This is a genomic window from Streptomyces sp. BV286 (genome assembly GCF_019090165.1).
GTDB lineage: Bacteria > Actinomycetota > Actinomycetes > Streptomycetales > Streptomycetaceae > Streptomyces.
Genome location: NZ_JAHRIB010000147.1, coordinates 77144 through 102529 on the forward strand (window position 1 = coordinate 77144; position 25386 = coordinate 102529).

The 25386-nt window shown below is 69.5% G+C and carries 23 protein-coding genes and 1 tRNA gene; 2 read left to right on the forward strand and 22 right to left on the reverse strand.

Features of this window, described 5'->3' with window-relative positions; genetic code table 11:
* Window positions 1-17 precede the first annotated feature (17 nt).
* The 21 genes from atpA to KUF83_RS23815 form a co-directional block, all read right to left on the reverse strand.
* Window positions 18-1610 carry a F0F1 ATP synthase subunit alpha gene (gene atpA / locus KUF83_RS23715; RefSeq protein ID WP_217456823.1) on the reverse strand — a complete coding sequence of 531 codons (1593 nt, stop codon included), beginning with the start codon at window positions 1608-1610 and terminating at the stop codon, window positions 18-20.
* A 137-nt stretch (window positions 1611-1747) separates the two neighbouring features.
* A complete protein-coding gene (locus KUF83_RS23720) occupies window positions 1748-2563 on the reverse strand; it encodes a F0F1 ATP synthase subunit delta (RefSeq protein ID WP_217456824.1) in 816 nt (271 codons plus the stop codon).
* Window positions 2560-3114: a F0F1 ATP synthase subunit B gene (locus tag KUF83_RS23725; protein WP_217456825.1), complete on the reverse strand. Its 555-nt coding sequence runs from the start codon at window positions 3112-3114 to the stop codon at window positions 2560-2562. The genes KUF83_RS23720 and KUF83_RS23725 overlap by 4 nt, the downstream gene beginning before the upstream one ends.
* A 44-nt stretch (window positions 3115-3158) precedes the next feature.
* Window positions 3159-3395: a F0F1 ATP synthase subunit C gene (locus KUF83_RS23730; RefSeq protein WP_067273352.1), complete on the reverse strand. Its 237-nt coding sequence runs from the start codon at window positions 3393-3395 to the stop codon at window positions 3159-3161.
* A 76-nt stretch (window positions 3396-3471) separates the two neighbouring features.
* Window positions 3472-4293 carry a F0F1 ATP synthase subunit A gene (gene atpB / locus KUF83_RS23735; RefSeq protein WP_269252308.1) on the reverse strand — a complete coding sequence of 274 codons (822 nt, stop codon included), beginning with the start codon at window positions 4291-4293 and terminating at the stop codon, window positions 3472-3474.
* A 225-nt stretch (window positions 4294-4518) separates the two neighbouring features.
* Window positions 4519-4956: a hypothetical protein gene (locus KUF83_RS23740; RefSeq protein WP_217456826.1), complete on the reverse strand. Its 438-nt coding sequence runs from the start codon at window positions 4954-4956 to the stop codon at window positions 4519-4521.
* Window positions 4957-5251: 295 nt separating this feature from the next.
* Window positions 5252-6625, reverse strand: a complete 1374-nt coding sequence (locus KUF83_RS23745) for an MraY family glycosyltransferase (RefSeq protein WP_217456827.1) — start codon at window positions 6623-6625, stop codon at window positions 5252-5254.
* Window positions 6626-6754: 129 nt separating this feature from the next.
* The gene (gene glyA / locus KUF83_RS23750) at window positions 6755-8005 is read right to left on the reverse strand and encodes a serine hydroxymethyltransferase (RefSeq protein WP_217456828.1); all 1251 of its coding nucleotides are present in this window, start codon (window positions 8003-8005) and stop codon (window positions 6755-6757) included.
* Window positions 8006-8150: 145 nt separating this feature from the next.
* Window positions 8151-8831, reverse strand: a complete 681-nt coding sequence (locus KUF83_RS23755) for a protein-tyrosine-phosphatase (protein WP_217456829.1) — start codon at window positions 8829-8831, stop codon at window positions 8151-8153.
* Window positions 8828-9475, reverse strand: coding sequence for an L-threonylcarbamoyladenylate synthase (locus tag KUF83_RS23760; protein WP_217456830.1), 648 nt, complete (start codon window positions 9473-9475; stop codon window positions 8828-8830). Before KUF83_RS23760 ends, KUF83_RS23755 begins: the two co-directional genes overlap by 4 nt.
* 84 nt (window positions 9476-9559) lie before the next feature.
* Window positions 9560-10399: a peptide chain release factor N(5)-glutamine methyltransferase gene (gene prmC, locus KUF83_RS23765; RefSeq protein WP_217456831.1), complete on the reverse strand. Its 840-nt coding sequence runs from the start codon at window positions 10397-10399 to the stop codon at window positions 9560-9562.
* Between the two features lie 109 nt (window positions 10400-10508).
* Window positions 10509-11585, reverse strand: a complete 1077-nt coding sequence (gene prfA, locus KUF83_RS23770; protein WP_217456832.1) for a peptide chain release factor 1 — start codon at window positions 11583-11585, stop codon at window positions 10509-10511.
* Between the two features lie 173 nt (window positions 11586-11758).
* The gene (gene rpmE / locus KUF83_RS23775) at window positions 11759-11986 is read right to left on the reverse strand and encodes a 50S ribosomal protein L31 (protein WP_189837654.1); all 228 of its coding nucleotides are present in this window, start codon (window positions 11984-11986) and stop codon (window positions 11759-11761) included.
* 242 nt (window positions 11987-12228) lie between these two features.
* Window positions 12229-13365 carry an LCP family protein gene (locus tag KUF83_RS23780; RefSeq protein ID WP_217456833.1) on the reverse strand — a complete coding sequence of 379 codons (1137 nt, stop codon included), beginning with the start codon at window positions 13363-13365 and terminating at the stop codon, window positions 12229-12231.
* Between the two features lie 380 nt (window positions 13366-13745).
* Entirely contained in the window at window positions 13746-15836 is a 2091-nt protein-coding gene (rho, locus tag KUF83_RS23785; protein WP_217456834.1) for a transcription termination factor Rho, read from the reverse strand.
* Between the two features lie 388 nt (window positions 15837-16224).
* Window positions 16225-17154: a homoserine kinase gene (gene thrB / locus KUF83_RS23790; RefSeq protein ID WP_217456835.1), complete on the reverse strand. Its 930-nt coding sequence runs from the start codon at window positions 17152-17154 to the stop codon at window positions 16225-16227.
* 229 nt (window positions 17155-17383) lie between these two features.
* The gene (gene thrC / locus KUF83_RS23795) at window positions 17384-18442 is read right to left on the reverse strand and encodes a threonine synthase (RefSeq protein WP_217456836.1); all 1059 of its coding nucleotides are present in this window, start codon (window positions 18440-18442) and stop codon (window positions 17384-17386) included.
* Between the two features lie 6 nt (window positions 18443-18448).
* Window positions 18449-19747 (reverse strand): homoserine dehydrogenase, encoded by a 1299-nt coding sequence (locus tag KUF83_RS23800; RefSeq protein WP_217456847.1) that lies wholly within the window; start codon window positions 19745-19747, stop codon window positions 18449-18451.
* Between the two features lie 161 nt (window positions 19748-19908).
* The gene (gene lysA, locus KUF83_RS23805; protein WP_217456837.1) at window positions 19909-21300 is read right to left on the reverse strand and encodes a diaminopimelate decarboxylase; all 1392 of its coding nucleotides are present in this window, start codon (window positions 21298-21300) and stop codon (window positions 19909-19911) included.
* Window positions 21301-21337: 37 nt separating this feature from the next.
* Entirely contained in the window at window positions 21338-22429 is a 1092-nt protein-coding gene (gene nrtL, locus KUF83_RS23810) for an ArgS-related anticodon-binding protein NrtL (protein WP_217456838.1), read from the reverse strand.
* Between the two features lie 235 nt (window positions 22430-22664).
* Entirely contained in the window at window positions 22665-23195 is a 531-nt protein-coding gene (locus KUF83_RS23815; RefSeq protein ID WP_217456839.1) for a response regulator, read from the reverse strand.
* 208 nt (window positions 23196-23403) lie between these two features.
* Here KUF83_RS23815 and KUF83_RS23820 point away from each other — a divergent pair.
* Window positions 23404-23475, forward strand: a tRNA-Arg gene (locus tag KUF83_RS23820).
* Between the two features lie 266 nt (window positions 23476-23741).
* Here KUF83_RS23820 and KUF83_RS23825 read toward each other — a convergent pair.
* Window positions 23742-24320, reverse strand: a complete 579-nt coding sequence (locus tag KUF83_RS23825) for a hypothetical protein (protein ID WP_217456840.1) — start codon at window positions 24318-24320, stop codon at window positions 23742-23744.
* A gap of 247 nt (window positions 24321-24567) precedes the next feature.
* Between KUF83_RS23825 and KUF83_RS23830 the strand changes: the two genes are divergently transcribed.
* Window positions 24568-25376 (forward strand): IS5 family transposase gene (locus KUF83_RS23830; RefSeq protein ID WP_217456034.1). Its coding sequence is split into 2 segments (ribosomal slippage): window positions 24568-24915 and window positions 24918-25376, totalling 807 coding nucleotides; the frame shifts between segments, so codons are not numbered across the junction.
* Window positions 25377-25386 lie beyond the last annotated feature (10 nt).

Here is a 25386-nt window from a genome sequence, read left to right on the forward strand (position 1 = left end):
TCAGGTCCCTTCCGTCGTCACTTGCCCGCAGCGGCAGGGGTGTCCTCGCCGAGCAGCTTGCCGTCCGACGTCTCGAACTGCTTCTTGAAGTCCGCGATCGCGTCGGCGATGGCCTGCAGGGTGTCGTCGGACATCTTGCCGCCCTCCTTGATGGAGGTCATGAGGCCCTGCTCCTTGCGGTGCAGGTACTCGAGGAGCTCCTTCTCGAAGCGGCGGATGTCGTTGACCGGTACGTCGTCCATCTTGCCGGTGGTGCCGGCCCAGACGGAGACGACCTGGTCCTCGGTGGCCATCGGCTGGTACTGAGCCTGCTTGAGCAGCTCGACCATCCGCTGACCGCGCTCCAGCTGCGACTTCGACGCGGCGTCCAGGTCGGAACCGAAGGCGGCGAACGCCTCGAGCTCACGGAACTGGGCGAGGTCCACGCGCAGACGGCCGGAAACCTGCTTCATCGCCTTGTGCTGCGCGGAACCACCGACTCGGGAGACGGAGATACCGACGTTCAGCGCGGGGCGCTGACCAGCGTTGAACAGGTCCGACTCCAGGAAGCACTGGCCGTCGGTGATGGAGATGACGTTGGTCGGGATGAACGCCGAGACGTCGTTGGCCTTCGTCTCGACGATCGGCAGACCGGTCATCGAGCCCGCGCCCAGCTCGTCCGAGAGCTTCGCGCAGCGCTCGAGGAGACGGGAGTGCAGGTAGAAGACGTCACCCGGGTAGGCCTCGCGCCCCGGCGGACGGCGGAGCAGCAGGGACACGGCGCGGTAGGCGTCGGCCTGCTTCGAGAGGTCGTCGAAGATGATGAGGACGTGCTTGCCCTCGTACATCCACTGCTGGCCGATGGCCGAACCGGTGTACGGCGCCAGGTACTTGAAGCCGGCCGGGTCGGACGCCGGGGCGGCGACGATGGTCGTGTACTCCAGCGCGCCGGCCTCTTCGAGGGCGCCACGCACGGAGGCGATGGTCGAGCCCTTCTGACCGATGGCGACGTAGACGCAGCGGACCTGCTTCTTCGGGTCGCCCGTGCGCCAGTTGTCACGCTGGTTGATGATCGTGTCGACGGCCAGAGCGGTCTTGCCGGTCTGACGGTCACCGATGACCAGCTGACGCTGGCCACGGCCGATCGGGGTCATCGCGTCGACGGCCTTGTAGCCGGTCTCCATCGGCTCGTGCACCGACTTACGGGCCATGACGCCCGGGGCCTGCAGCTCGAGGGCGCGGCGGCCGGACGTCTCGATCTCGCCGAGACCGTCGATCGGGGTGCCGAGCGGGTCGACGACGCGACCGAGGTAGCCCTCGCCCACCGCGACCGACAGGACCTCGCCGGTACGGGTGACCGGCTGGCCCTCCTCGATACCGCTGAACTCACCGAGGACGACCGCACCGATCTCGCGCTCTTCCAGGTTCAGTGCGAGACCGAGGGTGCCGTCCTCGAACTTCAGCAGTTCGTTGGCCATGGCCGAGGGCAGGCCCTCGACCTTCGCGATGCCGTCGCCGGCAAGGGTGACCGTACCGACCTCCTCGCGCGAGGCCGCGTCCGGCTTGTACGACTGGACAAAGTTCTCCAGCGCATCCCGGATCTCCTCCGGCCGGATCGTGAGCTCCGCCATCTGGGTTCCCTGCTCTCCTTGTTGGGCCCGAAGTTTTCTTGGGGGGTCTGGGGTCAGCCCCCAGGAATCCTCTGCACGGCCCAACCAGGGCCGTAAGTACTTCTTAGGTACTGCCGTGTACGCGTATTGAGTTGCTGCTAGCCCGCCATGCGGCGGCTGGCGTCCGCCAGCCGGTCCGCGATCGAGCCGTTGATGATCTCGTCGCCGACCTGCACCCGGATTCCGCCGAGGACCTCGGGGTCCACGTCGAGGTTGAGGTGCATCTGACGGCCGTAGAGCTTCGCGAGGGCGGCGCCCAGGCGCTGCTTCTGCGACGGGCTCAGCACGACCGCCGAGGTGACGACGGCGACCATGCGGTCACGACGCTCGGCGGCGAGCTTGGACAGGGACTCGAGTCCCGCTTCCAGGCTACGTCCCCGGGGCGCGGTCACAAGGCGCGTGACCAACCGCTCGGTGACGGCGTCGGCCCGGCCGCCGAGCAGACTGCGCAGCAGTTCGCTCTTGGCCGCGGTCGTGGCGCCGCGATCGGTCAGGGCAGCCCGCAGTCCGGTGCTGGAAGAGACGATCCGGCCGAACCGGAACAGCTCGTCCTCCACGTCGTCGAGCTTGCCCGCACGCTGCGCCGCCGTGAGGTCGGCGGTGTCAGCCAGCTCCTCGACGGAGTCCACCAGGTCGCGCGAGCGCGACCAGCGGGCCCGCACCAGGCCGGCCACCAGGTCGGCGGTCGTACCGCTGACCTGGCCGGCGAGGAGGCGTCCGGCCAGTTCGGCCTTCGCCTCTCCGGCCTGCGACGGGTCGGTGAGGACCCGGCGCAGTGACACCTCGCGGTCGAGCAGCGCGGTGACGGCGGCCAGCTCGGATGCGAGCTGCGCCGCGTCCACGGACGTGTTGTCCGTCAGCGCGTCGAGACGCTCACGTGCGGCAGCCAGGGCCTCGCGGCTCGCCCCGTTCATCGCGTGGCCTCGGCCTGCGAAGCGGTCTCGTCGAGACCGTCGAGGAACCGGTCGATGGTGCGGCTCTGCCGGGCGTGGTCCTCGAGGGACTCGCCGACGAGCTTGCCGGCCAGTTCGGTGGCCAGCTGGCCGACGTCCTGGCGCAGCGCGGACGCGGCGGCCTTGCGGTCGGCCGCGAGCTGGGTGTGACCGGCGGCGATGATTTCCTCACGCTGCCGCTGGCCTTCCGCGCGCATCTCGGCGATGAGCGTGGCGCCCTGCTCCTGCGCCTCCTGGCGCAGGCGCGCGGCCTCGTGCCGTGCCTCGGCGAGCTGAGCCTTGTACTGCTCGAGCACGCTCTGGGCCTCGGTCTGAGCGGCCTCGGCCTTCTCGATACCGCCCTCGATGGCCTCGCGACGCTGCTCCAGAACCTTGTTGATGTTCGGGAGGAGCTTCTTGGCGAGGAAGCCGAAGACGATGACGAAGGCGATCAGGCCGATGACCAGCTCGGGAATCGGCGGGATGAGGGGATTTTCCATCTCCTCGGCCGCGACAGTGAGCAGCTGGCTCATATCAGTGCCTTTCGTCTAGTGGGCGGTCTGTCGTGAATCCGACGTCAGACGCCGTAGACGAACGGCATGACCAGACCGATGAGGGCGAGCGCCTCACAGAAGGCGAAGCCGAGGATCTGGTTGGCGCGGATGAGGCCGGCGGCCTCGGGCTGACGGGCAAGGGCCTGGGTGCCGTTACCGAAGATGATGCCGACGCCGACGCCGGGGCCGATGGCGGCGAGGCCGTAGCCGATGGAGCCGAGGGAGCCGGAGACAGCGGCGAGGGTCTCAGTGGCAGCCATGCTGATTCTTCCTTCTCTGTACGGACCGGCGGGGGTTGGCCACCGGACGCTTAGGGGGTTCTACTGGAGGGGTGGCTCAGTGGTGCTCGGCGAGCGCGCCCTGGATGAAGGTGCAGGTGAGGAGCACGAAGACGTACGCCTGCAGGGCCTGGATGAACAGCTCGAAGGCCGTCATCACGATCACCATGACGAACGAGACGCCCGCGTAGGCGATCCCGATGCCGTTGAGCAGGTACCAGCTGGCGATCGTGAACAGCAGCAGCAGGGTGTGGCCCGCGAACATGTTCGCGAAGAGCCGCACCGCGTGCGTGAACGGCCGCACGAGGAGGTTCGAGAGGAGTTCGATGAACATGGCCAGCGGGAGGACCGGGCCCAGCGACTTGTCGTATCCGGTGATGTTCTTGAAACCACCGACGAATCCGTGCCGCTTGAAGGTCAGCGAGACCCACAGAACGTAGACGATCAGAGCGAGGACCGCGGGGTACGCGATGATCGACGTGACCGGGAACTGCGCGACCGGGATGATCGACCAGAGGTTCATCATCCAGATGAAGAAGAACAGCGAGACGACCAGCGGGACGTACTTCTCGCCTTCCTTCTTGCCGATGGTCTCGTAGACGACACCGCGACGGATGAAGTCGTAGCCCGCCTCGGCCACCATCTGCAGCTTGCCCGGGACGACCTTCGGCTTACGGAAGGCGGCCCAGAAGAAACCGATGATGATGACGGAGCCGAGCAGCGCCAGGAGCATCGTCTTGTTGAAATACACGCTGCTGTCCGCATCGCCCACCAGGGGCTCGAACAGGAACGAGTGCAGGCCGGGAGCCGGGAATCCACAGCCGTCGAAGATGTGGCAGTCGGTCTCGAAGGCGAGCACCTGCGTCGGGTCAGCACTCACCGCGGGCTCCTTCAGCGTGGCGCATGGGTACGGCAACCTCGTTGTGTCGGCGCGGCGAACAGCCGCGGTTCGGCACTGGACTGGTGTTACGGATGTGGGGGCGGCAAGAGGGCATCGAGCCTCGCGCTAGAGCAGGCGTCAGCTCAGATGCCCGCGCCCGCGATGCCGCAGTTGGCACCGGACGATAGCAGGATCCCCAACGTGCGCTTATCCCGGCCCTACCCCTCACGACGAGTGCCCCGTCTTTTCGGGCTTGTCGCCCTTCGAGGAGTCGGGTTCGACGTACAGGATCTTGGCCTTCATGTGGGCACGCGCCTGGGCGCCGATCCACGCGAGCGTGGTGGCGACAAGCGTGACGGCGAACGCCTTGGGGTTGAACAACGTCGTGTTCTTGAAGGCCGCGACGAAGATGAACAGCAGAAGAATCTGTGCCGTGTAGAGCATCAGACCCATCGCCTGGAAAAGGTGCGGAAGCGATTTGGCGGTGCGCTGCAGGACGTACAGCCCGATGCCCATGAACAGGATCACGACCAGCGTCGCCACGAGCGCCCCGACCGCTCCCTCACCACCGGCGACCACACCACTGACGACGGCTGCGACTGCGCCGACGGCAGCTGTGGGCACAGCGGCCTGGAGGAGGATCCGGACGTCGTTGGAGGGCATGGCGGCAACTCCGCTTGTTCAAGGGGGCAGGTGTCGTCATGGACGAGCGTAGTCCCGGACAGAGAGAGAACCTCACGCCGATGAACCGTCGCACTGCGGTCCTTCGGCTCCGTCCTGGGTTCTCGTGAACCGTATCACAAACTATTTGATGAGGTCTTTACCTGGTTGGTGTGCCCGGGGTCACACATGAGAGTGAACGCGCGCGTCTGTGCACTCTGGCGGCCGACTTGTCTGGTATTAGGGCATTTTCCAAGAGCCGCCCAGGGGACGGCTCTTGCAAGATTCTTACCCGGCGTCAGCGCGACGTTCCGGTCCTGCGCTCTTCCAGGACGCGTGAACGAGGGCCGACGGCGGTCGCCCCGTTGACTCCTGACACACCCACGGCCACCGGAGTGCGGTGTTCCTCACCCTGGACACCGTCGTCCTCGGCCTCGCCGTGCGGCTCTGCGCCGGCCGCGTACGCGGTCGGCGTCGCGGGCTCCGCGGGTACGTCGACGGCCTTGCGCCGGCGGTAGCGCGGCGGCACGAAGTGCTCGGCCCAGCGCGGGGTACGCGGCGTGAAGCGCGGCAGCAGGAGCAGGACCAGGCCCACCGCGCTGAGCGCCATGATGCCGAGCACGATCCACATGGCCCCGGAGTTCACCGAGTAGGCCAGGGCTCCGAAGGCGATCAGCGCCGACCAGAAGTACATGATGAGGACGGCCCGGCTGTGCGAGTGCCCGATCTCGAGGAGACGGTGGTGCAGGTGGCCGCGGTCGGCCGCGAACGGGGACTGGCCGCGCCAGGTGCGCCGCACGATGGCGAGCACCAGGTCGGCCGCCGGGACGGCGATGATCGTCAGCGGCAGCAGCAGCGGGATGTAGACCGGCACCGTCTGGTGCACTGCCTCCTTCTCGGACCCGGCGAAGAGGTTCATCGCGTCCGGGTCGACCTGCCCGGTGATGGAGATGGCGCCGGCCGCCAGCACCAGGCCGATGAGCATCGAGCCCGAGTCGCCCATGAAGATCCGCGCGGGGTGCATGTTGTGCGGCAGGAAGCCGAGGCACATGCCCATCAGGAGCGCGGAGAACAGGGTGGCGGGGGCGGCTGACTCCAGCCCGTAGCCGTACCAGATGCGGTAGCCGTACATGAAGAACGCGGCGGACGCGATGCACACCATGCCGGCCGCGAGGCCGTCGAGGCCGTCGGCGAAGTTCACGGCGTTGATGGTGATCACGACGAGCGCGACGGTCAGCAGCGTGCCCTGCCACTGGGTCAGGGAGACCGAGCCGACGCCGGGGATCGGCAGCCACAGGATCGTCAGACCCTGCATGACCATGACGCCCGCGGCGATCATCTGGCCGCCGAGCTTGATGAGGGCGTCGATCTCGAACTTGTCGTCCAGGACGCCGATCAGCCAGATCAGGGCGGCGCCGGAGAGCAGGGCCCGCGGCTCGTTGGAGTTCTCGAAGACCTCACTGAGGTTCGTCAGGTGGTCGGCGACCAGCAGGCCGGCGCACAGCCCGAAGAACATCGCGATGCCGCCGAGCCGCGGGGTGGGTTCCCGGTGCACGTCACGTGCCCGGATCTCCGGCATCGCTCCGGCCACGATCGCGAACTTCCGCACCGGCCCGGTCAGCAGGTACGTCACCGCGGCCGTGATGCAGAGCGTCAGGAGGTATTCACGCACGGGCTTCCCCACAGGTCTCGCTGGCCATCTCAGCCCCACACCCTAGCTTCGTGCGCATACGGTTGGGGACTTCCGGGTAGAGCCGATGGTTGCACGAGTGGCTGTGCCCCTGTGGCCGCCTACCCCCCGCTAGCCGGGATAGGGGGGAAATCTCCCGGTCAGATCCCGCACTTCTTCACGCACGCGACGGCCGGCCGCCTCGTCCCGCAGGGCCGCCGCGAACAGCGCGGCGATCCGGGTCATCTCGGCCTCGCCCATGCCCTGCGTGGTGACGGCGGCCGTGCCCAGGCGCAGTCCGCGCACGTCGGGGTGGGGCAGCGCACAGGTGTCGAGGACCATTCCGGCGGCGGCGAGACGACCGCGGGCGGTGCGGCCCTCCACGCCGAGCGGCGCCGGGTCGACGGTCAGCAGGTGGGTGTCGGTGCCTCCGGTGGTGACCGTGAGCCCCTCGGCGGCCAGGCTCCGCGCGAGCGCCCGCGCGTTCGCGACCACCTGATGGGCGTACGCGGTGAACGCCGGTGTTGCCGCCTCGCCGAACGCGACGGCCTTGGCGGCGATGGTGTGCATCTGCGCGCCGCCCTGGGTGAAGGGGAAGACCGCCCGGTCCACGCGCTCGGCCAGGTCGCTCCCGCACAGCAGCATTCCGCCGCGCGGTCCGCGCAGGACCTTGTGCGTGGTCGCACACACGACGTCGGCGTACGGGACCGGGCTGGGCGCCGCTCCCCCGGCGACGAGCCCGATGGGGTGGGCGGCGTCGGCGATGAGGTACGCGCCGACCTCGTCCGCCACCTCGCGGAACGCGGCGTAGTCGATGTGCCGGGGGTACGAGATGGACCCGCACACGATGGCCTTCGGGCGGTGCGTGCGGGCCAGCGCCCGCACCTGCTCGTGGTCGATGAGCCCACTCTCCGGGTCGACGCCGTATCCGACGAAGTCGAACCACCTGCCGGAGAAGTTGGCGGGCGACCCGTGCGTGAGGTGCCCGCCGTGCGGCAGGCCCATCGCGAGGACGGTGTCACCGGGGCGCAGCAGGGCGGCGTACGCGGCCAGGACGGCCGAACTCCCGGAGTGGGACTGCACGTTGGCGTGATCGGCGCCGAAGAGGGCCTTCGCGCGCTCCATGGCGACCCGCTCGGCGACGTCGACCAGTTCGCAGCCGCCGTGGTGCCGGGCACCGGGATAGCCCTCGGCGTACTTGTTCGCGAGCGGCGAGCCCAGGGCGGCCAGCACGGCCGGTGAGGTGAAGTTCTCGGCGGCGATCAGCTGCAGCGTCGTCGTCTGCCGCTCCAGCTCGCCGAGGAGGATCTCGGCCAGTTCCGGATCCTGCCGGCCGAGCACGTCGGCCGGCAGCTGACCTTCAAGGGTGTGTGTGACCGGCATGGCTGACTCCGGACCTCGGCGGGGGGACCTACGTCCAATGTAGAACCGAGTTCTCCGCCGCGCCCGGTGTTACGTCCGAGCCGGTGTCCCGACCCCCGGCGCGCGCCTCGTGCCGCTCGGCCCCTCGCGTCGTCCCAGGGCCTGGTCAGGTGCGCGCGGGCACCCCTGTCAGCGCCGTGACCACCGGGTCCAGTGCCTGCTGGATCTCGTCCCCCACCGACCGGAAGAACGGCAGGGGCGCCCCGTACGGGTCGTACACCTCGTCCGCCTCCGCCGTCGGCGCCAGGAGCCACCCGCGTAGAGCCGCCGCCGCGCGGACCAGTGCCCGTGCGCGCGCGACCATGCCCTCCTCCAGAGGAGGGAGCGTCGCGGGGTCTATGGCCCGGACCAGACGGGTGAACTCCTTCAGCGTGAAGGTGCGCAGGCCCGCCGAGTGGCCCATGGAGATGACCTGGGCGCGGTGGTCGCGGGTGGCGGTCAGCACCAGGTCCGCCCTGATGACGTGCTCGTCCAGCAGTTCGCGGCCCACGAAGCCGGAGGGGTCCGCGCCGAAGTCCGCGAGGACCGTCTCCGCGTTGGCCTCCATGGCGGCGCCCTCGTGCCCCCAGGTGCCGGCGCTCTCCACGATCAGGCCGCCCCACAGGGGGTCGCCGAGACGGTCCGCCAGGGCATGACGGGTCAGCCGCTCGGTGATCGGCGAGCGGCACACGTTGCCGGTGCTGACGTGGAGGATGCGAAAGAAGGAGTCGCCCGAGGCTCCGTCGCCGTAAGCCCCCGTGTTCCCCGTCCCCGTGCCTATGCCACGCCCCGCGTCAGGGGCTGTCAATTCGCCACCTCGAGGTCGGGTACGACCTTTCGCAGCTCCTCGGCCGACAGGGCCCCCGCACGCAGCAGTACCGGCACCTTGCCCGTCACGTCGACGATCGACGAGGGGACGATGCCGGGGGTGGGGCCGCCGTCCAGGTACACGGAGACGGAGTCGCCGAGCATCTCCTGCGCGGCGTCGCAGTCCTCGGGGGACGGGTGTCCCGTGAGGTTCGCGGACGAGACGGCCATCGGGCCGACCTCGGTCAGCAGCTCGATGGCGACCGGGTGCAGCGGCATGCGCACGGCGACGGTGCCGCGGGTGTCCCCCAGGTCCCACTGGAGCGACGGCTGGTGCTTGGCGACGAGGGTCAGTGCGCCCGGCCAGAAGGCGTCGACGAGCTCCCACGCCATCTCGGAGAAGTCGGTGACCAGGCCGTGCAGGGTGTTCGGGGAGCCGATGAGGACGGGCGTGGGCATGCTCCGGCCCCGGCCCTTGGCCTCCAGCAGGTCGGACACGGCCTCCGAGCTGAACGCGTCGGCGCCGATCCCGTACACGGTGTCGGTCGGCAGCACGACGAGCTCGCCCCGGCGGACGGCGGACGCGGCCTCACGCAGACCCGTCGAGCGGTCGGTCGCGTCGTTGGTGTCGTATCGCCGTGCCATATCAGCAAGCCTCCTCGAACACGCGGGCCCCGTTGGCCGCGCGTCTAACGATGTCCACGTCGTCCACGCAAGAAGTCGCCGCGGTCATGGCATCGCCCTGCGGGCGGTCGCGAACCGCGGCCGGTTGTTGAGGTCGGGGTGGTCGGCCGCGTCGGCCCAGCCCCGCTCCTCGGTGAAGATCCACGGCACCTGTCCGCCCTGGGTGTCCGCGTGCTCGACGACGACGACACCGCCGGGCCGCAGCAGCCGGTGCGCGGTGCGTTCCAGGCCGCGGATCAGGTCGAGGCCGTCCTCCCCCGAGAACAGGGCGAGTTCGGGATCGTGGTCCCGGGCCTCCGGAGCGACGTACTCCCATTCCGTGAGCGGGATGTACGGCGGGTTGGAGATGACGAGGTCCACCTGGCCGTCGAGGTCGGGGAAGGCGTCCAGCGCGTCCCCCTGGCGCAGGTCGACCCTGGACCCCTCGACGTTCTTACGGGTCCACCGCAGGGCGTCCTCGGACAGCTCGACGGCGTGCACGCGGGAGCGCGGCACCTCCTGCGCGAGGGCGAGCGCGATGGCGCCCGACCCGGTGCACAGGTCGACGATCAGCGGCTCCACGACGTCCATCGCACGGACGGCGTCTATGGCCCAGCCGACGACCGACTCGGTCTCCGGCCGGGGCACGAACACGCCTGGCCCGACCTGGAGTTCCAGGTAGCGGAAGTAGGCCCGTCCGGTGATGTGCTGGAGCGGTTCGCGGGCCTCGCGGCGCGCGATCGTCTCCCAGTACCGGGCGTCGAAGTCGGAGTCCTTGACGGTGTGCAGCTCGCCCCGCTTCACGCCGTGCACGAACGCGGCGAGCTCCTCGGCGTCGTTGCGCGGCGAGGGCACGCCGGCGTCGGCCAGCCGCTGGGTGGCCTGGGCCACTTCCGCGAGCAGCACTCCGCGGGGGTTTGGGGTTCGCCCCCCAAAATGTTGCTGCACGCTGGTCCTCCGGGCTGAGCTGTTGTCCGTCGAGCGGATGGGTAGTGCGGCTGTGCTGGTGCGCTTCCTAGGCCGCGGCGAGCTTGGCCGCCGAGTCGGCGTCCACGCAGGCCTGGATCACCGAGTCGAGGTCACCGTCGAGGACCTGGTCCAAGTTGTACGCCTTGAAGCCGACGCGGTGGTCCGAGATGCGGTTCTCCGGGAAGTTGTACGTACGGATCTTCTCGGAGCGGTCGACGGTGCGGACCTGGCTGCGGCGGGCGTCGGCGGCCTTGCTCTCCGCCTCCTCCTGGGCCGCGGCCAGCAGCCTGGAGCGCAGGATACGCATCGCCTGCTCCTTGTTCTGCAGCTGGCTCTTCTCGTTCTGGCAGGAGGCGACGACCCCGGTGGGAACGTGCGTGATGCGCACGGCGGAGTCGGTCGTGTTGACGGACTGGCCGCCGGGCCCGGAGGAGCGGTAGACGTCGATCCGCAGGTCGTTGGCGAGGATCTCGACGTCGACCTCCTCGGCCTCGGGCGTGACGAGCACACCGGCGGCGGAGGTGTGGATGCGGCCCTGCGACTCGGTGGAGGGCACCCGCTGCACGCGGTGCACGCCGCCCTCGTACTTCATCCGGGCCCAGACACCCTGGCCGGGCTCGGTGGCACCCTGGCCGCCCTTGGTCTTCACCGCGACCTGGACGTCCTTGTAGCCGCCGAGCTCGGACTCGGTGGAGTCGATGATCTCGGTCTTCCAGCCGACCCGCTCGGCGTACCGCAGGTACATGCGCAGGAGGTCGCCGGCGAACAGGGCCGACTCGTCGCCGCCCGCGCCCGCCTTGATCTCGAGGATGACGTCCTTGTCGTCGCTGGGGTCCCGCGGGACCAACAGCAGCCGGAGCTTCTCGGTGAGCTCCTCGCGCTGCTTCTCCAGCTCCTTCACCTCGGCGGCGAAGTCGGGGTCGTCGGCGACGAACCCCTTCGCCGTCTCGATGTCGTCCCCGGTCTGCTTCCAGGAGCGGTACGTCGCGACGATCGGAGTCAGCTCGGCATAACGCTTGTTGAGCTTGCGCGCGTTGGCCTGGTCGGCGTGGACCGACGGGTCAGCGAGCTTCTTCTCCAGATCGGCGTGCTCGCCGATGAGTTCCTCGACCGCCTCGAACATCTCCGGCTCCAATGGGCTGCCCCCGGCTCGTCACGGGCTCGGGGACGTAGGTACGGCTTGGGGGTTCCCCCCGCTCGATCGGAGTCGAGAGCTCGGGGGAGGGGGCTGCACCGCAAAGCGCCGGTCCCGGCGCCCCCTGGTCGGAGGCGCCGGAGACCGGCGCTGCGAGCTCGCTACTTGCTGTCAGCGGCAGCCTTGGCCTTGCCGAAGCGGGCCTCGAAGCGGGCCACACGGCCACCGGTGTCGAGGATCTTCTGCTTGCCCGTGTAGAACGGGTGGCACTCGGAGCAGACCTCGGCGCGGACGGTGCCGCTGGAGATCGTGCTGCGGGTGGTGAACGACGCGCCACAGGTGCAGCTGACCTGCGTCTCGACGTACTCGGGGTGGATGTCGCGCTTCAAGGTGTCTCCTAGTTTCGGGAGGGCGCCGGGTCGCCGCCGCGGGATGCGGGTGCGTGAACCGGGGCCGACTGTCCAGTCTGCCAGGACTGGTGCCATCTCCCAAAACCGGGGGACGGCGTCAGGTATTCCCCGGGGGTGGGAGTGGTGCGCCCCGGGGTGCCCGAGTGCCGTCGTGGGCGGGTACGGGCCCGGTGCGGGCCCGTACCCGGCGGTCGTGCGGTGTGCCCGTGCCCCCAGCGGGACTAGGAGGCGATCACGCCCTTGGCGTCGCCGCTCGCCGTCTTCTCGGTCGCCGACTTCGGGATCGCCCGGTCGTTCTTCAGGGCGTCCCAGACCAGCTCGGCCTTGGTCTTCTGCAGGAGGACGCGGTTCGCGTCGGCCGGGTCGTACTGGACCGGCATCGTGACCATGTTCATCTTCGAGGAGCTGATCCCCTTGAGCCCGCCCGCGAACGACGCCAGGTCCTTGACCGAGTCGAGGTCGGAGTCGGTGGTGACCGTCTTCGTCGCGGTGTCGGCGAGGTCGTACAGCTTCGTCGGGCTGGTCAGCACGCCGATGTCCTTGACCTGGTTGACGAGGGCCTTGATGAACGCCTGCTGGAGCTGGATGCGGCCGAGGTCGGAGCCGTCGCCGACGCCGTGGCGTGTACGCACCAGGCCGAGCGCCTGCTTGCCGGTGAGCCGGTGCGTGCCGGCCTCCAGGTCGAGGTGGCTCTCCTTGTCGGTGATGTTCTTGGTCGTGGTGACCTCGACACCGCCGAGCTCGTCGATCAGCTTCTGGAAGCCGCTGAAGTCGACCTCCAGGTAGTGGTCCATGCGGATGCCGGTCATCGACTCGACGGTCTTCACGGCGCAGGCGGCGCCGCCTGTCGAGTACGCCGAGTTGAACATCGCCAGGGACGCGGCGTCGTGCTTGACGCCCTGGCTGTCGGTGCACTCGGGCCGGGGCACGAGGGTGTCGCGGGGTATGGAGACCACGCTGGCCTTCTTGTGGCCCTCGTAGACGTGCACGATCATCGCCGTGTCCGAGCGGGCGCTGCCGTCGTCGATGCCGCCGCCGAGCTTCTTGTTGCTGCCGGAGCGGGTGTCGGAGCCGAGTACGAGGATGTCCTGCGAGCCGTTGTCGACGTCCAGGGGCCGGTCGGTGCCGAGTGCCTGGTTGATGTCGACGCTCTTGATGTTGTCGTTGAGGCTGAAGTACAGGTACCCGAGGCCGGTACCGCCCAGGACGAGGACGCCCGCAGCGGACCAGGCTGTGACGAGGAGAGCCTTGTGGCGCCTGCTGCGCGGCTTGCGGCGGCGGCCGGGGGCGCGGTGGCGCGGGGCGGTGGTGCCGGAATCGTCCGGGGTACCGGGTTCCGGAATGCTCTCGGCAGACATGTGCTCCTCAGTCCTCGCTGGCTCGGTTACCCCCTGCGGTCAGGGTCAGGCGTGGTCAAGTGCCGTGACGTCTCTGTCAGGACCCGTCTGTTCAGACGTTGAAACCGAAAAAAGGGTTGCACAACACGCTGTGACCGTACGGTGCCCCGATGGCGACGGTGAGTGAGCGGCGCAGGCGGCCACCGGCGGCTCACCTGCGCTTTCGGGGGCGGACGCGATCGTTCCCACGCCCCGTGACGCCCTTCACACCTGTGGTGAAGGTCTCGCGTGCGGCCCTTCCGTTCGCGGCTGTTCCCGGCCCGCCGCAACGCGAAGGGCCGCCCCCGTGTGACGGGGACGGCCCTTCGCGGTACAGCTGTCCGGCCGAGCCGGCTGCGACCTCAGTCGTTGCCGTTGCCCGGCATCGGCGTCGTCTTCTGGATCTGCAGCAGGAACTCGGCGTTCGACTTCGTCTGCTTCATCTTGTCGAGCAGCAGCTCGATCGCCTGCTGCTGGTCGAGCGCGTGCAGCACGCGACGCAGCTTCCAGGTGATGGCGAGCTCGTCGCTGCCGAGCAGGAGCTCTTCCTTACGGGTACCGGACGCGTCGACGTCCACCGCCGGGAAGACACGCTTGTCGGCGAGCTTGCGGTCGAGCTTGAGCTCGGCGTTGCCGGTGCCCTTGAACTCCTCGAAGATGACCTCGTCCATGCGCGAGCCGGTGTCGACGAGCGCGGTGGCCAGGATCGTCAGCGAGCCGCCGTCCTCGATGTTGCGCGCGGCACCGAAGAAGCGCTTCGGCGGGTAGAGCGCGGTCGAGTCGACACCACCGGACAGGATGCGGCCGGAGGCCGGGGCGGCGAGGTTGTACGCACGGCCCAGACGCGTGATCGAGTCGAGCAGCACGACGACGTCGTGGCCCAGCTCCACCAGGCGCTTGGCACGCTCGATGGCGAGCTCGGCGACCGTGGTGTGGTCCTCGGCGGGGCGGTCGAAGGTCGAGGAGATGACCTCGCCCTTCACCGACCGCTGCATGTCGGTGACCTCTTCCGGACGCTCGTCGACCAGGACGACCATCAGGTGGCACTCGGGGTTGTTGTGCGTGATCGCGTTGGCGATCGCCTGCATGATCATGGTCTTGCCGGTCTTCGGCGGGGCCACGATCAGACCTCGCTGGCCCTTGCCGATCGGCGCGACGAGGTCGATGATGCGGGTCGTCAGCACGCCCGGGTCGGTCTCCAGACGGAGCCGGTCCTGCGGGTAAAGGGGCGTCAGCTTGTTGAACTCGGGCCGCCCGCGCCCGGATTCGGCAGCCATGCCGTTCGCCGAGTCGAGGCGGACCAGCGCGTTGAACTTCTCGCGGCGCTCGCCGTCCTTGGGCTGGCGCACCGCGCCGGTGACGTGGTCACCCTTGCGCAGACCGTTCTTGCGGACCTGGGCGAGGGAGACGTACACGTCGTTCGGCCCCGGCAGGTAGCCCGAGGTGCGGATGAACGCGTAGTTGTCGAGGATGTCCAGGATGCCCGCGACGGGGATCAGGACGTCGTCGTCGGCGACCTGCGGCTCGTTGGGGCCGAACTCCTCGCGGCCACGGCGGCCACGGCGGTCCCGGTAACGACCGCGGCGGCCGCGGCGGCCACCCTCGAAGTCGTCGTCGTCCTGCGGGCCGTTGTCACGCTGGCGGTCCTGACGGTCCTGACGGCCGCCGCCCTGCTGCTGCCGGTCCTGACGGTCCTGGCGCTGCTGGTTGCCGCCGCCCTGGCCACCCTGACCGCCCTGGCCACCCTGCTGCTCGTCGCTCTTGCCACGGCGGTCGCGGTCGCGGCCACCACGGTCACGGTCGCCGCGCTCACCACGGTCGCCGCGGTCACGACGGTCGCGGCGGCCCTGACGGCCGTCGGCACCGCCGTCCGAGGCGTCTCCCTGGGACTGTGCGGGCGTCTCGGCCTTCGGCTCGCTCTTCGCCTCGGCGGTGACCGTCTCGGGGCTGCCCGCGTCGGCGGTCGAGCGCCGCCGGCGGCGCTCGACCGGGGCGTCGTCTCCCCCACGGTCGGCTTCGCTCGCGCGGGAGGGGCCGCCGTCGGGCTGGCCCGGAATCTCGATCTGCTGCTGTGCCACGGCCTTCTCGGCCTTGGCGTCCGCCTTCTTGTCGGCGGCGGAGGCGGCCTCGTCACCCGTACGAGCCTTCGAGGTGGCCCGGCGCTTGGGCTTCGTCTCGGTGGCGTCCGCGGTGGAGGACGCGGCCTTGGCCGGGGTACCCCCACCCTGCGCCTCCTTGATGACCTCGATCAGCTGGCTCTTGCGCATCCGCGCGGTGCCCCTGATGCCGAGGCCGGATGCGACCTGCTGCAGCTCGGCCAGCACCATGCCCTCGAGGCCGGTACCGCGGCGCCGACGGGAGCCGGCACCGGTGGCAGGCGCGGAGGCGTCCGTGGCGGGCGCGGCAGCGGTCTCCTCGACACGTGCGCCCATCAGATCGGTGGTGTCGCTCACGAAGGGTCCTTCCCTGGAGCGGACGTCGGCCTGTCTGGCTCGGCGACCGGTTGTGCTGTCCGACAGTGGTCCGTCATGTGTGGACCGTGCCGGGGCGGTGGTCCGCCAAAAGGCGGAGGGAATTTCTGGGATGACGTTTCCCGTGGCCGTGGCACTGAGGTGCGGTGTCCATCGGCTCGGTGACGCCGGTTCCGGAGCGTGCTCAGCACCGCTCAGCGCGTAGCACCCAATGCATGGCACAAAGCAGTTTGGGGGGCTCCCGGAAGAATGGTTGTCCCGGACGGGGACGTGAAGCACCTCGCCATGGTGGGGTCGGGTGCAGACTTGAGGTTAACACTACCGGATCCAACAAACATTCCCCCTCTCGAAATCCGGCAACACTACGTAGTCATTGGACGCTGACCGGAGCGAGCGGCAGCACGCTCGCGCCGGTGGCGTCGAGGTCCAGCCGGTTGGCCGCCCAGCCCTCGCCCGCCAGTCGTGCGACCTTGTCGGCCGCGGCCTCGTCGGCGAGCGCCAGCACGGTGGGACCGGCTCCGGAGATGACCGCGGGAACCCCGTCGGCACGCAGCCGCTCCACCAGCGCCAGGCTCTCCGGCATGGCCGGGGCGCGGTACTCCTGGTGCAACCGGTCCTCGGTGGCGGGCAGCAGCAGCTCGGGGCGCCTGGTCAGGGCCTCGACGAGCAGTGCGGCGCGGCCCGCGTTGGTGGCGGCGTCGACGTGCGGGACGGTGCGCGGGAGCAGTCCGCGGGCGGTCTCGGTCAGCACGGCCTTCCCCGGTACGAAAACCACCGGAACGATGGAATCCGCGGGTTCCATCCTGATCGCGCGCGCCGCTCCGCCCTCCATCCAGGACAGCGTGAACCCGCCGAGCAGACAGGCGGCGACGTTGTCGGGATGCCCCTCGATCTCGGTCGCGAGCTCCAGGAGCGCGGTGTCGTCGAGCTTGGAGTCGCCACCTATGGTCACTGCGCGTGCGGCGACGATGCCGGCGCAGATCGCGGCGGACGAGGAGCCGAGGCCGCGGCCGTGCGGGATGCGGTTGGCGCAGACGATCTCGAGGCCGCGGGGTTGTCCGCCCAGCAGGTCGAAGGCGGTGCGCAGGGATCGTACGAGGAGGTGACGCTCGTCGCGCGGGAGCGTCTCACTCCCCTCTCCCGCGATGTCGATGTTCAGCCCGGAGTCGGCCACCCGGACGACCACGTCGTCGTAGAGCCCCAGTGACAGACCCAGGGCGTCGAAGCCCGGGCCGAGGTTGGCACTGGTGGCGGGGACGCGCACCCGGACGGCGGCGGCGCGGAACGCTGGACCGGCCATCGCTCGATGACTCTCCTTGAGCTTGAGCTGCGAGATTTTCGAAATCCTGCGAGACGTACGGAGAATGCGGAAGACCCGGAGGCCGCAGGGACGGCGCGGCACCGCGGCATATGCGGCGGGCGGGTTCGGTACAGCCTATCGAAGGAAGGTTCTGTGGCGACATAGGGCGCACAGGAGGCGCACGATGCGTGTCGTAAGCCCCCTGTGCACCCCCTGTCGGGTGGTGCGGTTACGCGAGACCGAGGCGCTCGGCCGCGGTCGCCGCGTCGACCGGGACCGTGACCGGCTGCGGGGCGCCCGCGACGGCCCAGTCGGGGTCCTTGAGCCCGTTCCCGGTCACCGTGCAGACGATGCGCTGCCCCGGGTCGACCTTGCCCTGCTCGGCGGCCTTCAGCAGACCGGCGACGGACGCGGCGGACGCGGGCTCGACGAAGACACCCTCCTGAGCGGCCAACAGCCGGTAGGCGCGCAGGATCTCACGGTCCGTCACCTCGTCGATGAAGCCGCCCGACTCGTCCCGCGCGGCGAGCGCGAACTGCCACGAGGCCGGGTTGCCGATGCGGATCGCGGTGGCGATCGTCGAGGGGTCCTTGACGACCTCGCCGCGCACGATGGGCGCGGACCCGGACGCCTGGAAGCCCCACATCCGCGGGGTGCGTCCGGCGATCTTGTCTGCGGCGTACTCCGTGTACCCCTTCCAGTACGCGGTGATGTTGCCCGCGTTGCCCACCGGGAGGACATGGATGTCGGGGGCGTCGCCGAGCATGTCGACGATCTCGAAGGCCGCGGTCTTCTGGCCCTCGATACGCACCGGGTTCACCGAATTGACGAGCGCCACCGGGTAGTTGTCGGAGAGGCTGCGCGCCAGGGTGAGGCAGTCGTCGAAGTTGCCGTCGACCTGGAGGATCTTCGCGCCGTGCACGAGGGCCTGGCCCATCTTGCCGAGCGCGATCTTGCCCTGCGGGACGAGGACGGCGCAGACCATCCCGGCCCGGACGGCATAGGCGGCCGCGGAGGCAGACGTGTTGCCCGTCGAGGCACAGATGACCGCCTTCGCGCCCTCCTCCTTCGCCCGCGTGATGGCCATGGTCATACCGCGGTCCTTGAAGGACCCGGTGGGGTTCGCACCCTCGACCTTGAGGTGGACCTCGCAGCCCGTGCGCTCGGAGAGCACCTGCGCGGGCACGAGCGGCGTACCGCCCTCGCGGAGCGATACGGCCTGCGTGGTGTCCGATACCGGCAGCCGGTCCCGGTACTCCTCGATGATTCCGCGCCACTGGTGGGTCATTGCTGGTTACTCTCCTTCAACCCGCATGATGCTGGCGACACCCCGCACGGTGTCGAGGTTGCGCAACGCCTCGACGGTCCCGTTGAGGGACGCGTCGGACGCGCGGTGCGTGACGACGACGAGGGAGGCATCGCCGCCTCCGTCCTGCCGTCCTTGCTGGCGAACCGTATCGATCGACACGCCGTGCTCGGCGAAGACGGTCGCCACCTGGGCGAGAACACCCGGTTTGTCCGCCACGTCGAGGCTGATGTGGTAGCGGGTCACGACCTCGCCCATGGGCGAGACGGGCAACTGGGCGTACGCCGAGTCGCCGGGCCCTGTCGTGCCGCTGAGCCTGTTGCGGCACACGGCCACGAGGTCGCCGAGGACGGCGGACGCCGTGGGGGCACCGCCCGCGCCCGGCCCGTAGAACATGAGCTGCCCCGCGGCGTCCGACTCGACGAACACGGCGTTGTACGCGCCGCGCACGGAGGCGAGCGGGTGGCTCAGCGGAATCATCGCGGGATGCACCCGCGCGGTGACCGATCCCCCGTCGGCGGCCCGCTCACAGATGGCGAGCAGCTTGATGGTGCAGCCCATGGCCTTCGCCGAGGCGAAGTCGGCGGCGGTGACCTCGGTCATGCCCTCGCGGTACACGTCGTCGAGGCGTACGCGCGTGTGGAAGGCGATGCCGGCGAGGATGGCGGCCTTGGCGGCGGCGTCGAACCCCTCGACGTCGGCGGTGGGATCGGCTTCCGCGTATCCCAGGGCGGTGGCCTCGTCGAGCGCCTCCTGGTAGCCGGCGCCCGTGGAGTCCATCTTGTCGAGGATGAAGTTGGTGGTTCCGTTGACGATCCCCAGGACCCGGTTGACCTTGTCGCCGGCGAGGGACTCGCGCAGCGGCCGGATCAGCGGGATGGCACCGGCGACGGCGGCCTCGTAGTAGAGGTCCCTGCCCTGTTCCTGGGCCAGGGCGTGCAGCGCGGCACCGTCCTGGGCGAGGAGCGCCTTGTTCGCGGAGACGACGGACGCGCCGTGCTCGAACGCGGTGGTGATGAGGGCACGGGCGGGCTCGATACCGCCGATGACCTCGACGACGACGTCGATGTCGCCCCGTTTGACCAGGGCGGTCGCGTCGGTGGTGACGAGCGCGGGGTCGATGCCCGCGCGCACCTTGGCGGGCCGCCGCACGGCCACGCCCGCCAGCTCGACGGGGGCACCGATGCGGGCGGCGAGGTCGTCGGCGTGCGTCGTCATGATGCGCGCCACCTCTGAGCCGACGACCCCACAGCCCAGCAGCGCCACCTTCAGCGGACGCGTACGCATCATCCGACCTCGTTTCCTCATACCGTCACGGTGGGACCAGTCTCACTCACCGGACGGGAGTTTCTGCCCCTCGTCCGGATCGTGAGATGTCTATTTCATTTGTGCGGGGGCGGAAGACAGGAGATCTTCCGCCCTCCTCCGAATGGCTTGTTTCTCTTCCGTCAGCCGACGTCGAGACGCAGGAGGTCCTCCTCCGTCTCCCGGCGGACGATCACCCTGGCCTCGCCGTCGCGGACCGCGACGACGGGCGGACGCAGGGCGTGGTTGTAGTTGCTGGCCATCGAGCGGCAGTACGCACCGGTGGCCGGCACCGCGATGAGGTCACCGGGCGCGAGGTCGGCGGGCAGGAAGGCGTCCTTCACGACGATGTCGCCACTCTCGCAGTGCTTGCCGACGACGCGCACCAGCATGGGCTCGGCGTCGCTCGTCCGGGAGACGAGGGCGACGCTGTACTCGGCGTCGTAGAGCGCCGTACGAATGTTGTCGGACATCCCGCCGTCGACGGACACGTAGGTGCGCAGCCCTTCGAGGGGCTTGATGGTCCCGACCTCGTACAGCGTGAAGGCAGTGGGCCCGACGATGGCGCGCCCGGGCTCGACGGAGATGCGGGGGGTCCGCAGCCGGGCGGCCTCGCACTCCCTCGTCACGATCTCCCCGAGGGCCTTGGCGATCTCGTGGGGCTCGCGCGGGTCGTCGTCACTGGTGTAGGCGATGCCGAGCCCACCGCCGAGGTCGATCTCGGGAAGCTCCACGCCGTGCTCGTCACGGATCTCGGCGAGCAGGGACACCACACGCCGTGCGGCGACCTCGAACCCGGCCATGTCGAAGATCTGCGACCCGATGTGGGAGTGGATCCCGATGAGCTCGATCCCGTCGAGGGTGAGCGCCCGCCGTACGGCCTCGGCGGCCTGCCCGTCCGCGAGCGCGATCCCGAACTTCTGGTCCTCGTGCGCGGTGGCGATGAACTCGTGCGTGTGGGCCTCGACGCCGACGGTCACCCGGATCTGCACCCGCTGCCGCTTGCCGAGCGACTGGGCGATGTGCGCGACGCGGACGATCTCCTGGAACGAGTCGAGGACGATGCGTCCGACACCGGTCTCGACGGCCCGGGTGATCTCCTCCGTCGACTTGTTGTTGCCGTGGAAGGCGATGCGGTCGGCGGGCATCCCGGCGGACAGGGCGGTGGTCAGCTCGCCGCCGGAGCAGACGTCGAGGTTGAGGCCTTCCTCGTGCAGCCAGCGCACGACGGCGCGGGACAGGAATGCCTTGCCGGCGTAGAAGACGTCGGCGTCGTGGCCGAAGGCGGTACGCCAGGCGCGCGCCCGCGCCCTGAAGTCCGTCTCGTCGACGAAGTAGGCGGGGGTGCCGAACTCCTCGGCGAGCGTGGCCACGTCGATCCCGCCGACGCTGACCGACCCGTCCTCGGTACGGGTGACGGTCTGGGCCCAGACCTTCGGGTCGAGGGCGTTGAGGTCGGCCGCCGGAGCGGAGTAGTGGCCCTCGGGCAGGACATCGGCGTGACGGGGCCCGGCGGGGTGTGCGGAACGGCTCATGTCTGTTGGGCTTTCTCAGAGGTGTGCCAGAGATCTTCTACAGATGTTCTGGTGCGTCGATGCCGAGCAGGGTCAGGCCGCCGGCCAGCACCGTCCCGGCGGCTTCGGCGAGCGCGAGCCGGGCGCGGTGGGCGGCCGAGGGTTTCTCGCCCCCCAGCGGGAGCACGGTGTGCTGGAAGGCGAGCAGCGCGTCGGCGGTGAGGACGAGATGCCGGGCGAGACGGTCGGGCCCACGGTGCCGCGCCGCGGCGGCGAGGGCATGCGGATACGTGTCGAGGGCGTCGACAAGACCGCCGGCGTCCTCCAGTTCCAGTACGCCTCCGTCACCGACCCCGGCCCCGCTCCCGTCTCCTGAGGTGCGGGTGAAGCCGAGATCGGCGGCGTTACGCGTGAGGGCCCGGGCGCGGGCGTGGGCGTAGCGGACCCTGAAGAGCGGATTGCTCTCCCGCTGGACGAGGTGCTCGTCGGTGATGCGGGGACGGTCGTGGGGTGCGGGGTGCAGCAGGGCCCAACGGGCGGCGTCGCGGCCGAGGGGGATGGGGTCCTGGCCGGCGGGGACGGGCCGCACGTTGATCTCGAGGGGGGCGGGCGAGCCGGGCGTGCCATGGGCGTCGACGGTGACACCGAGAGGCCCTGCCCAGGCCGGATCCGACTCTTCCTCGCAGGACGTATGCACCAGGGCGCCCTGGGACCGGAGGATCCGGGCGAGGACCTGCCCGGTCACGGCGGCTCGCACCTCACGGGGATGGTGCAGCTGGACCAGCTCACCGGTGGGCCGCGCGGCGTACCCGTACGGCTTTCCGCGCTCCCCGCAGCGCAGGATCTCGGCGACCAGGGCCTGGCTCCTGCCGCTGACGCTGATGTTGAGGAAACCGGGCCCGGTGATGTCGACCCGCGTCACCCCTGCCGCGTCGAAGAGGTGCGGCCGCAGGATCTCCGCGACCTCGTACGGCGGCCGGCCGGCGGGGCGGGCCAGCTGCAGGGCGACGTTCGTGGCGTAGTCACCACGCCCGCCGGGCCCGGGCGGCCCGACCTGCGCCCTCTCCGGTACCGGCACGGAGAGCTCACCGGCATCCACCGCACGGCGCACGGCGCGCAGAACGGTACGGGAGAGCTCGACGGGGGTCACGGGACAAGCGTAGGGGAGGAGGGGGGTGGGTAGGCGAACTGGTTTGGGAGAGGGTCCGGGATGTGGACGGGTGACGCCACTGGAGCCACCTCACGAGCGAGCTCCCTCTTCTCTTCCCCTTCTTCTCTTCTCCCCTTTGCCTTCTCTGCTTCTCCCCTGCCTTCTTCCCTCAGCCGCCGGGGCGGCCGGCTGCCTTCTTCCCTCAGCCGCCGGGGCGGCCAGCTGCCTTCTTCCCTCAGCCGCCGGGTCGGCCGGCGCGTTCTGTCCCGCCGGATCCGTAGAGGCTCTCGGCACTCTCGAAGGAGGCGCCGGAACCACTGCCGGAGCTGGTGGCCGCGGACTCCCGCCGCTCCATCAACTGGCGTACGAGCCGCACCAGTTCGGCAGGCTCGAAGGGCTTTGCCAGGAAGGCGTCGACGCCGACGTCGAGGCCGCTCTCGACCTCGTACTGGGTACAGGCGCTCACGATGGCGATGGGCAGGTTGCGCGTCCGTGGATCGGCCCGGAGCCGGGCGGCGGTACGCAACCCGTCCAGCCGAGGCATGACCACATCCAGGGTGACGACATCAGGCCGAACCTGGTGAATGACGTCCAGACACTCGACACCGTCGGCCGCGGTCACGACCTCGAAACCCTCCAGCTCGAGGTTGACCCTGATCAGCTGCCGGATGACCTTGTTGTCGTCCACAACAAGCACCCGACCCGACGCGCCTGGCACAAGTCGAGAGTAGGTCGGCGCCCGGGGCCGCGTCCGGCTTTTGCCCACTTCCACCCCACGCGGGGGACTTCGGGCCCTGCACCGGGGCCCCGTCGGCCGATGGCCGACCCGACGCGCCGCGGCCCCTCAACTCCACGCCCACAACAAGATCGAACCACCCTCCGACACGCCTCCCCCGACCCCCAAAACCCGTTCATGACGACCCCGAAAGAGCTGGTAGGGTTCTACCCGTCGCCGCAATCACAGCGCCCGACACGCCCCCGTAGCTCAGGGGATAGAGCAACGGCCTCCGGAGCCGTGTGCGCAGGTTCGAATCCTGCCGGGGGCACCCTGTATGAGGTGCCCAGAGACCCCGCCATCAGCGCTTTCGCTGAGGACGGGGTCTTGGCGTTTGTGCAGTCACGTCCCCGAGCTTCCGAACTCGTCCACTCGTTCCGTCCGCGGACCAGCGGTTGAAGACGGCATCACGGCCTTGCGGTCGTGTTCATGCTTCCCTCTTGCGGTACAGGCTGCCGTGGCGCTCGTCGGCGTCGGCGGAGCGCTGGGTGGAATCCTGGGTGTGACTCTGGGCGGCGCAGTTGCTCAGCCCGCGTGTCAGGGGTGGCTCTTTCGGGTCACCTTGATGACGGGGGACCATGTGTGTGGCGCTGAACCGTCGGTGAAGGTCGCCTTGGAGTTGAGGTCGTGGCGGCCCGGGGCGAGGTCTGTCAGCCATGCCACCCAGCCACACGCCGTGAACGTCGCGGGTTGCGCCGGTAGGTCGAGGAAGTTGTCCGGCGGCAGTTGCACCGCTCGCTGCGGTGCGCAGATTGCGAAGCGTCGCTTCTGGAGATCGACCGCTTTGCCTCCGTCGGTGGTGAACCGTACCGACTCGGTGGTGGTGCGGAGTGCCTTTCGGGCGCACTCGCGTTGAGCGGGTCCGTCGGCGCCGTACCACGGAGGCGGCTCGACGTCATCGCAAACCGCCATGATTCCGATGACGAACACCGCTGTCCCTTCCCTCACGGTGCATTTCAGAGGCGGTCCGTCACCGATGGCGAGGAGTACTTTTCCTGTCCGTCCGATCTTCACGCATCGATCGCCGTTGCCGAACCACGGGTTCTCTGCTGCGGGAAGCGAGAACGTCCTGTACCAGCCCTCCGCCATGGCGTCTCGTCCGGTCAGTCCGTCCATCTTCTTGCGAGGTTCGACAATGCGTCCTGCGTCCCGGGGTGCGCTGTGCCCCGAAGCGACAGGTACGGGACCCAGCTGGACCGCGGCGACCAAGGTCGTGATCAGAACAATCGACCACCTGACGTGGCGCAGTCGTGACATGGCACTCTCCCCGGCAGAAACAGTGTGGCCGGCCGTCCCTGTGCTCGGCCACCCTAGGGGGTACTGAGACGACGTTTCCTTTGGCGAGGAGAGTCGTTGTGTTGGTATGACAAGTCTTGCTGAGCATCTGGTCTCGGATGAGTTGTGGGAGCTGTTTCGGCGGGTGGTGCCGGAGACGGTGGTGGTGCGTCCGCAGGGCGGGGGCCGTCGGCGGGCCGGGGACCGTGAATGCCTGACCGCGATCGTGTTCGTGGCCACGTCGGGCTGTTCCTGGCGGCAGTTGCCGCCGGTGTTCGGGCCAGTCTGGCCCACCGTCTACCGACGTTTCGCGCGGTGGACTCAGCAGCGTGTGTGGGCTCGCCTGCACCGCGTCATCCTCGATGAACTCGGTGCTCAGGGGGGATTGGACTGGTCACGATTCGCCGTGGACTCGGTCAGTGTCCGCGCCCTCAAAGGGGGCAGTTGACGGGACCGAATCCGACCGACCGCGGCAAGTTGGGATCGAAAATCCATCTTGTCGTCGACCGTGCCGGCCTGCCCGTCTCTGTCGCGATCTCGGCCGCCAACACCCACGACAGCCTGGCCCTGCAACCGCTGGTCATGGGGATCCCGCCGGTCCGCAGTCCTCGCGGTCCGCGGCGTCGCCGGCCGGCAAAGCTCCACGGCGACAAGGGCTACGACTATCCCTACCTGCGTCGATGGCTCCGTGAGCGGAACATCGTTCCTCGCATCGCCCGCCGCGGTGTCGAGAACTCACAACGCCTGGGCCGACACCGCTGGGTGGTCGAGCGCACCATGTCCTGGCTCAGCGGATGCCGCCGCCTCCACCGACGCTACGAACGCAAGCCCGAACACTTCCTGGCCTTCACCGCCATCGCCACCAGCCTCATCAACCACCGCCGACTCACCAAGTGAAACGACGTCT

What these genes read in the sequence shown, in the direction of transcription:
- atpA (WP_217456823.1), bottom strand. Translation starts at nt 1,610, where the DNA reads ATGGCGGAGCTCACGATCCGGCCGGAGGAGATCCGGGATGCGCTGGAG.
- KUF83_RS23720 (WP_217456824.1), bottom strand. Translation starts at nt 2,563, where the DNA reads ATGAACGGGGCGAGCCGCGAGGCCCTGGCTGCCGCACGTGAGCGTCTC.
- KUF83_RS23725 (WP_217456825.1), bottom strand. Translation starts at nt 3,114, where the DNA reads ATGAGCCAGCTGCTCACTGTCGCGGCCGAGGAGATGGAAAATCCCCTC.
- KUF83_RS23730 (WP_067273352.1), bottom strand. Translation starts at nt 3,395, where the DNA reads ATGGCTGCCACTGAGACCCTCGCCGCTGTCTCCGGCTCCCTCGGCTCC.
- KUF83_RS23740 (WP_217456826.1), bottom strand. Translation starts at nt 4,956, where the DNA reads ATGCCCTCCAACGACGTCCGGATCCTCCTCCAGGCCGCTGTGCCCACA.
- glyA (WP_217456828.1), bottom strand. Translation starts at nt 8,005, where the DNA reads ATGCCGGTCACACACACCCTTGAAGGTCAGCTGCCGGCCGACGTGCTC.
- KUF83_RS23760 (WP_217456830.1), bottom strand. Translation starts at nt 9,475, where the DNA reads ATGGCACGGCGATACGACACCAACGACGCGACCGACCGCTCGACGGGT.
- prfA (WP_217456832.1), bottom strand. Translation starts at nt 11,585, where the DNA reads ATGTTCGAGGCGGTCGAGGAACTCATCGGCGAGCACGCCGATCTGGAG.
- KUF83_RS23780 (WP_217456833.1), bottom strand. Translation starts at nt 13,365, where the DNA reads ATGTCTGCCGAGAGCATTCCGGAACCCGGTACCCCGGACGATTCCGGC.
- thrB (WP_217456835.1), bottom strand. Translation starts at nt 17,154, where the DNA reads ATGGCCGGTCCAGCGTTCCGCGCCGCCGCCGTCCGGGTGCGCGTCCCC.
- thrC (WP_217456836.1), bottom strand. Translation starts at nt 18,442, where the DNA reads ATGACCCACCAGTGGCGCGGAATCATCGAGGAGTACCGGGACCGGCTG.
- KUF83_RS23800 (WP_217456847.1), bottom strand. Translation starts at nt 19,747, where the DNA reads ATGCGTACGCGTCCGCTGAAGGTGGCGCTGCTGGGCTGTGGGGTCGTC.
- lysA (WP_217456837.1), bottom strand. Translation starts at nt 21,300, where the DNA reads ATGAGCCGTTCCGCACACCCCGCCGGGCCCCGTCACGCCGATGTCCTG.
- KUF83_RS23825 (WP_217456840.1), bottom strand. Translation starts at nt 24,320, where the DNA reads ATGGACGGACTGACCGGACGAGACGCCATGGCGGAGGGCTGGTACAGG.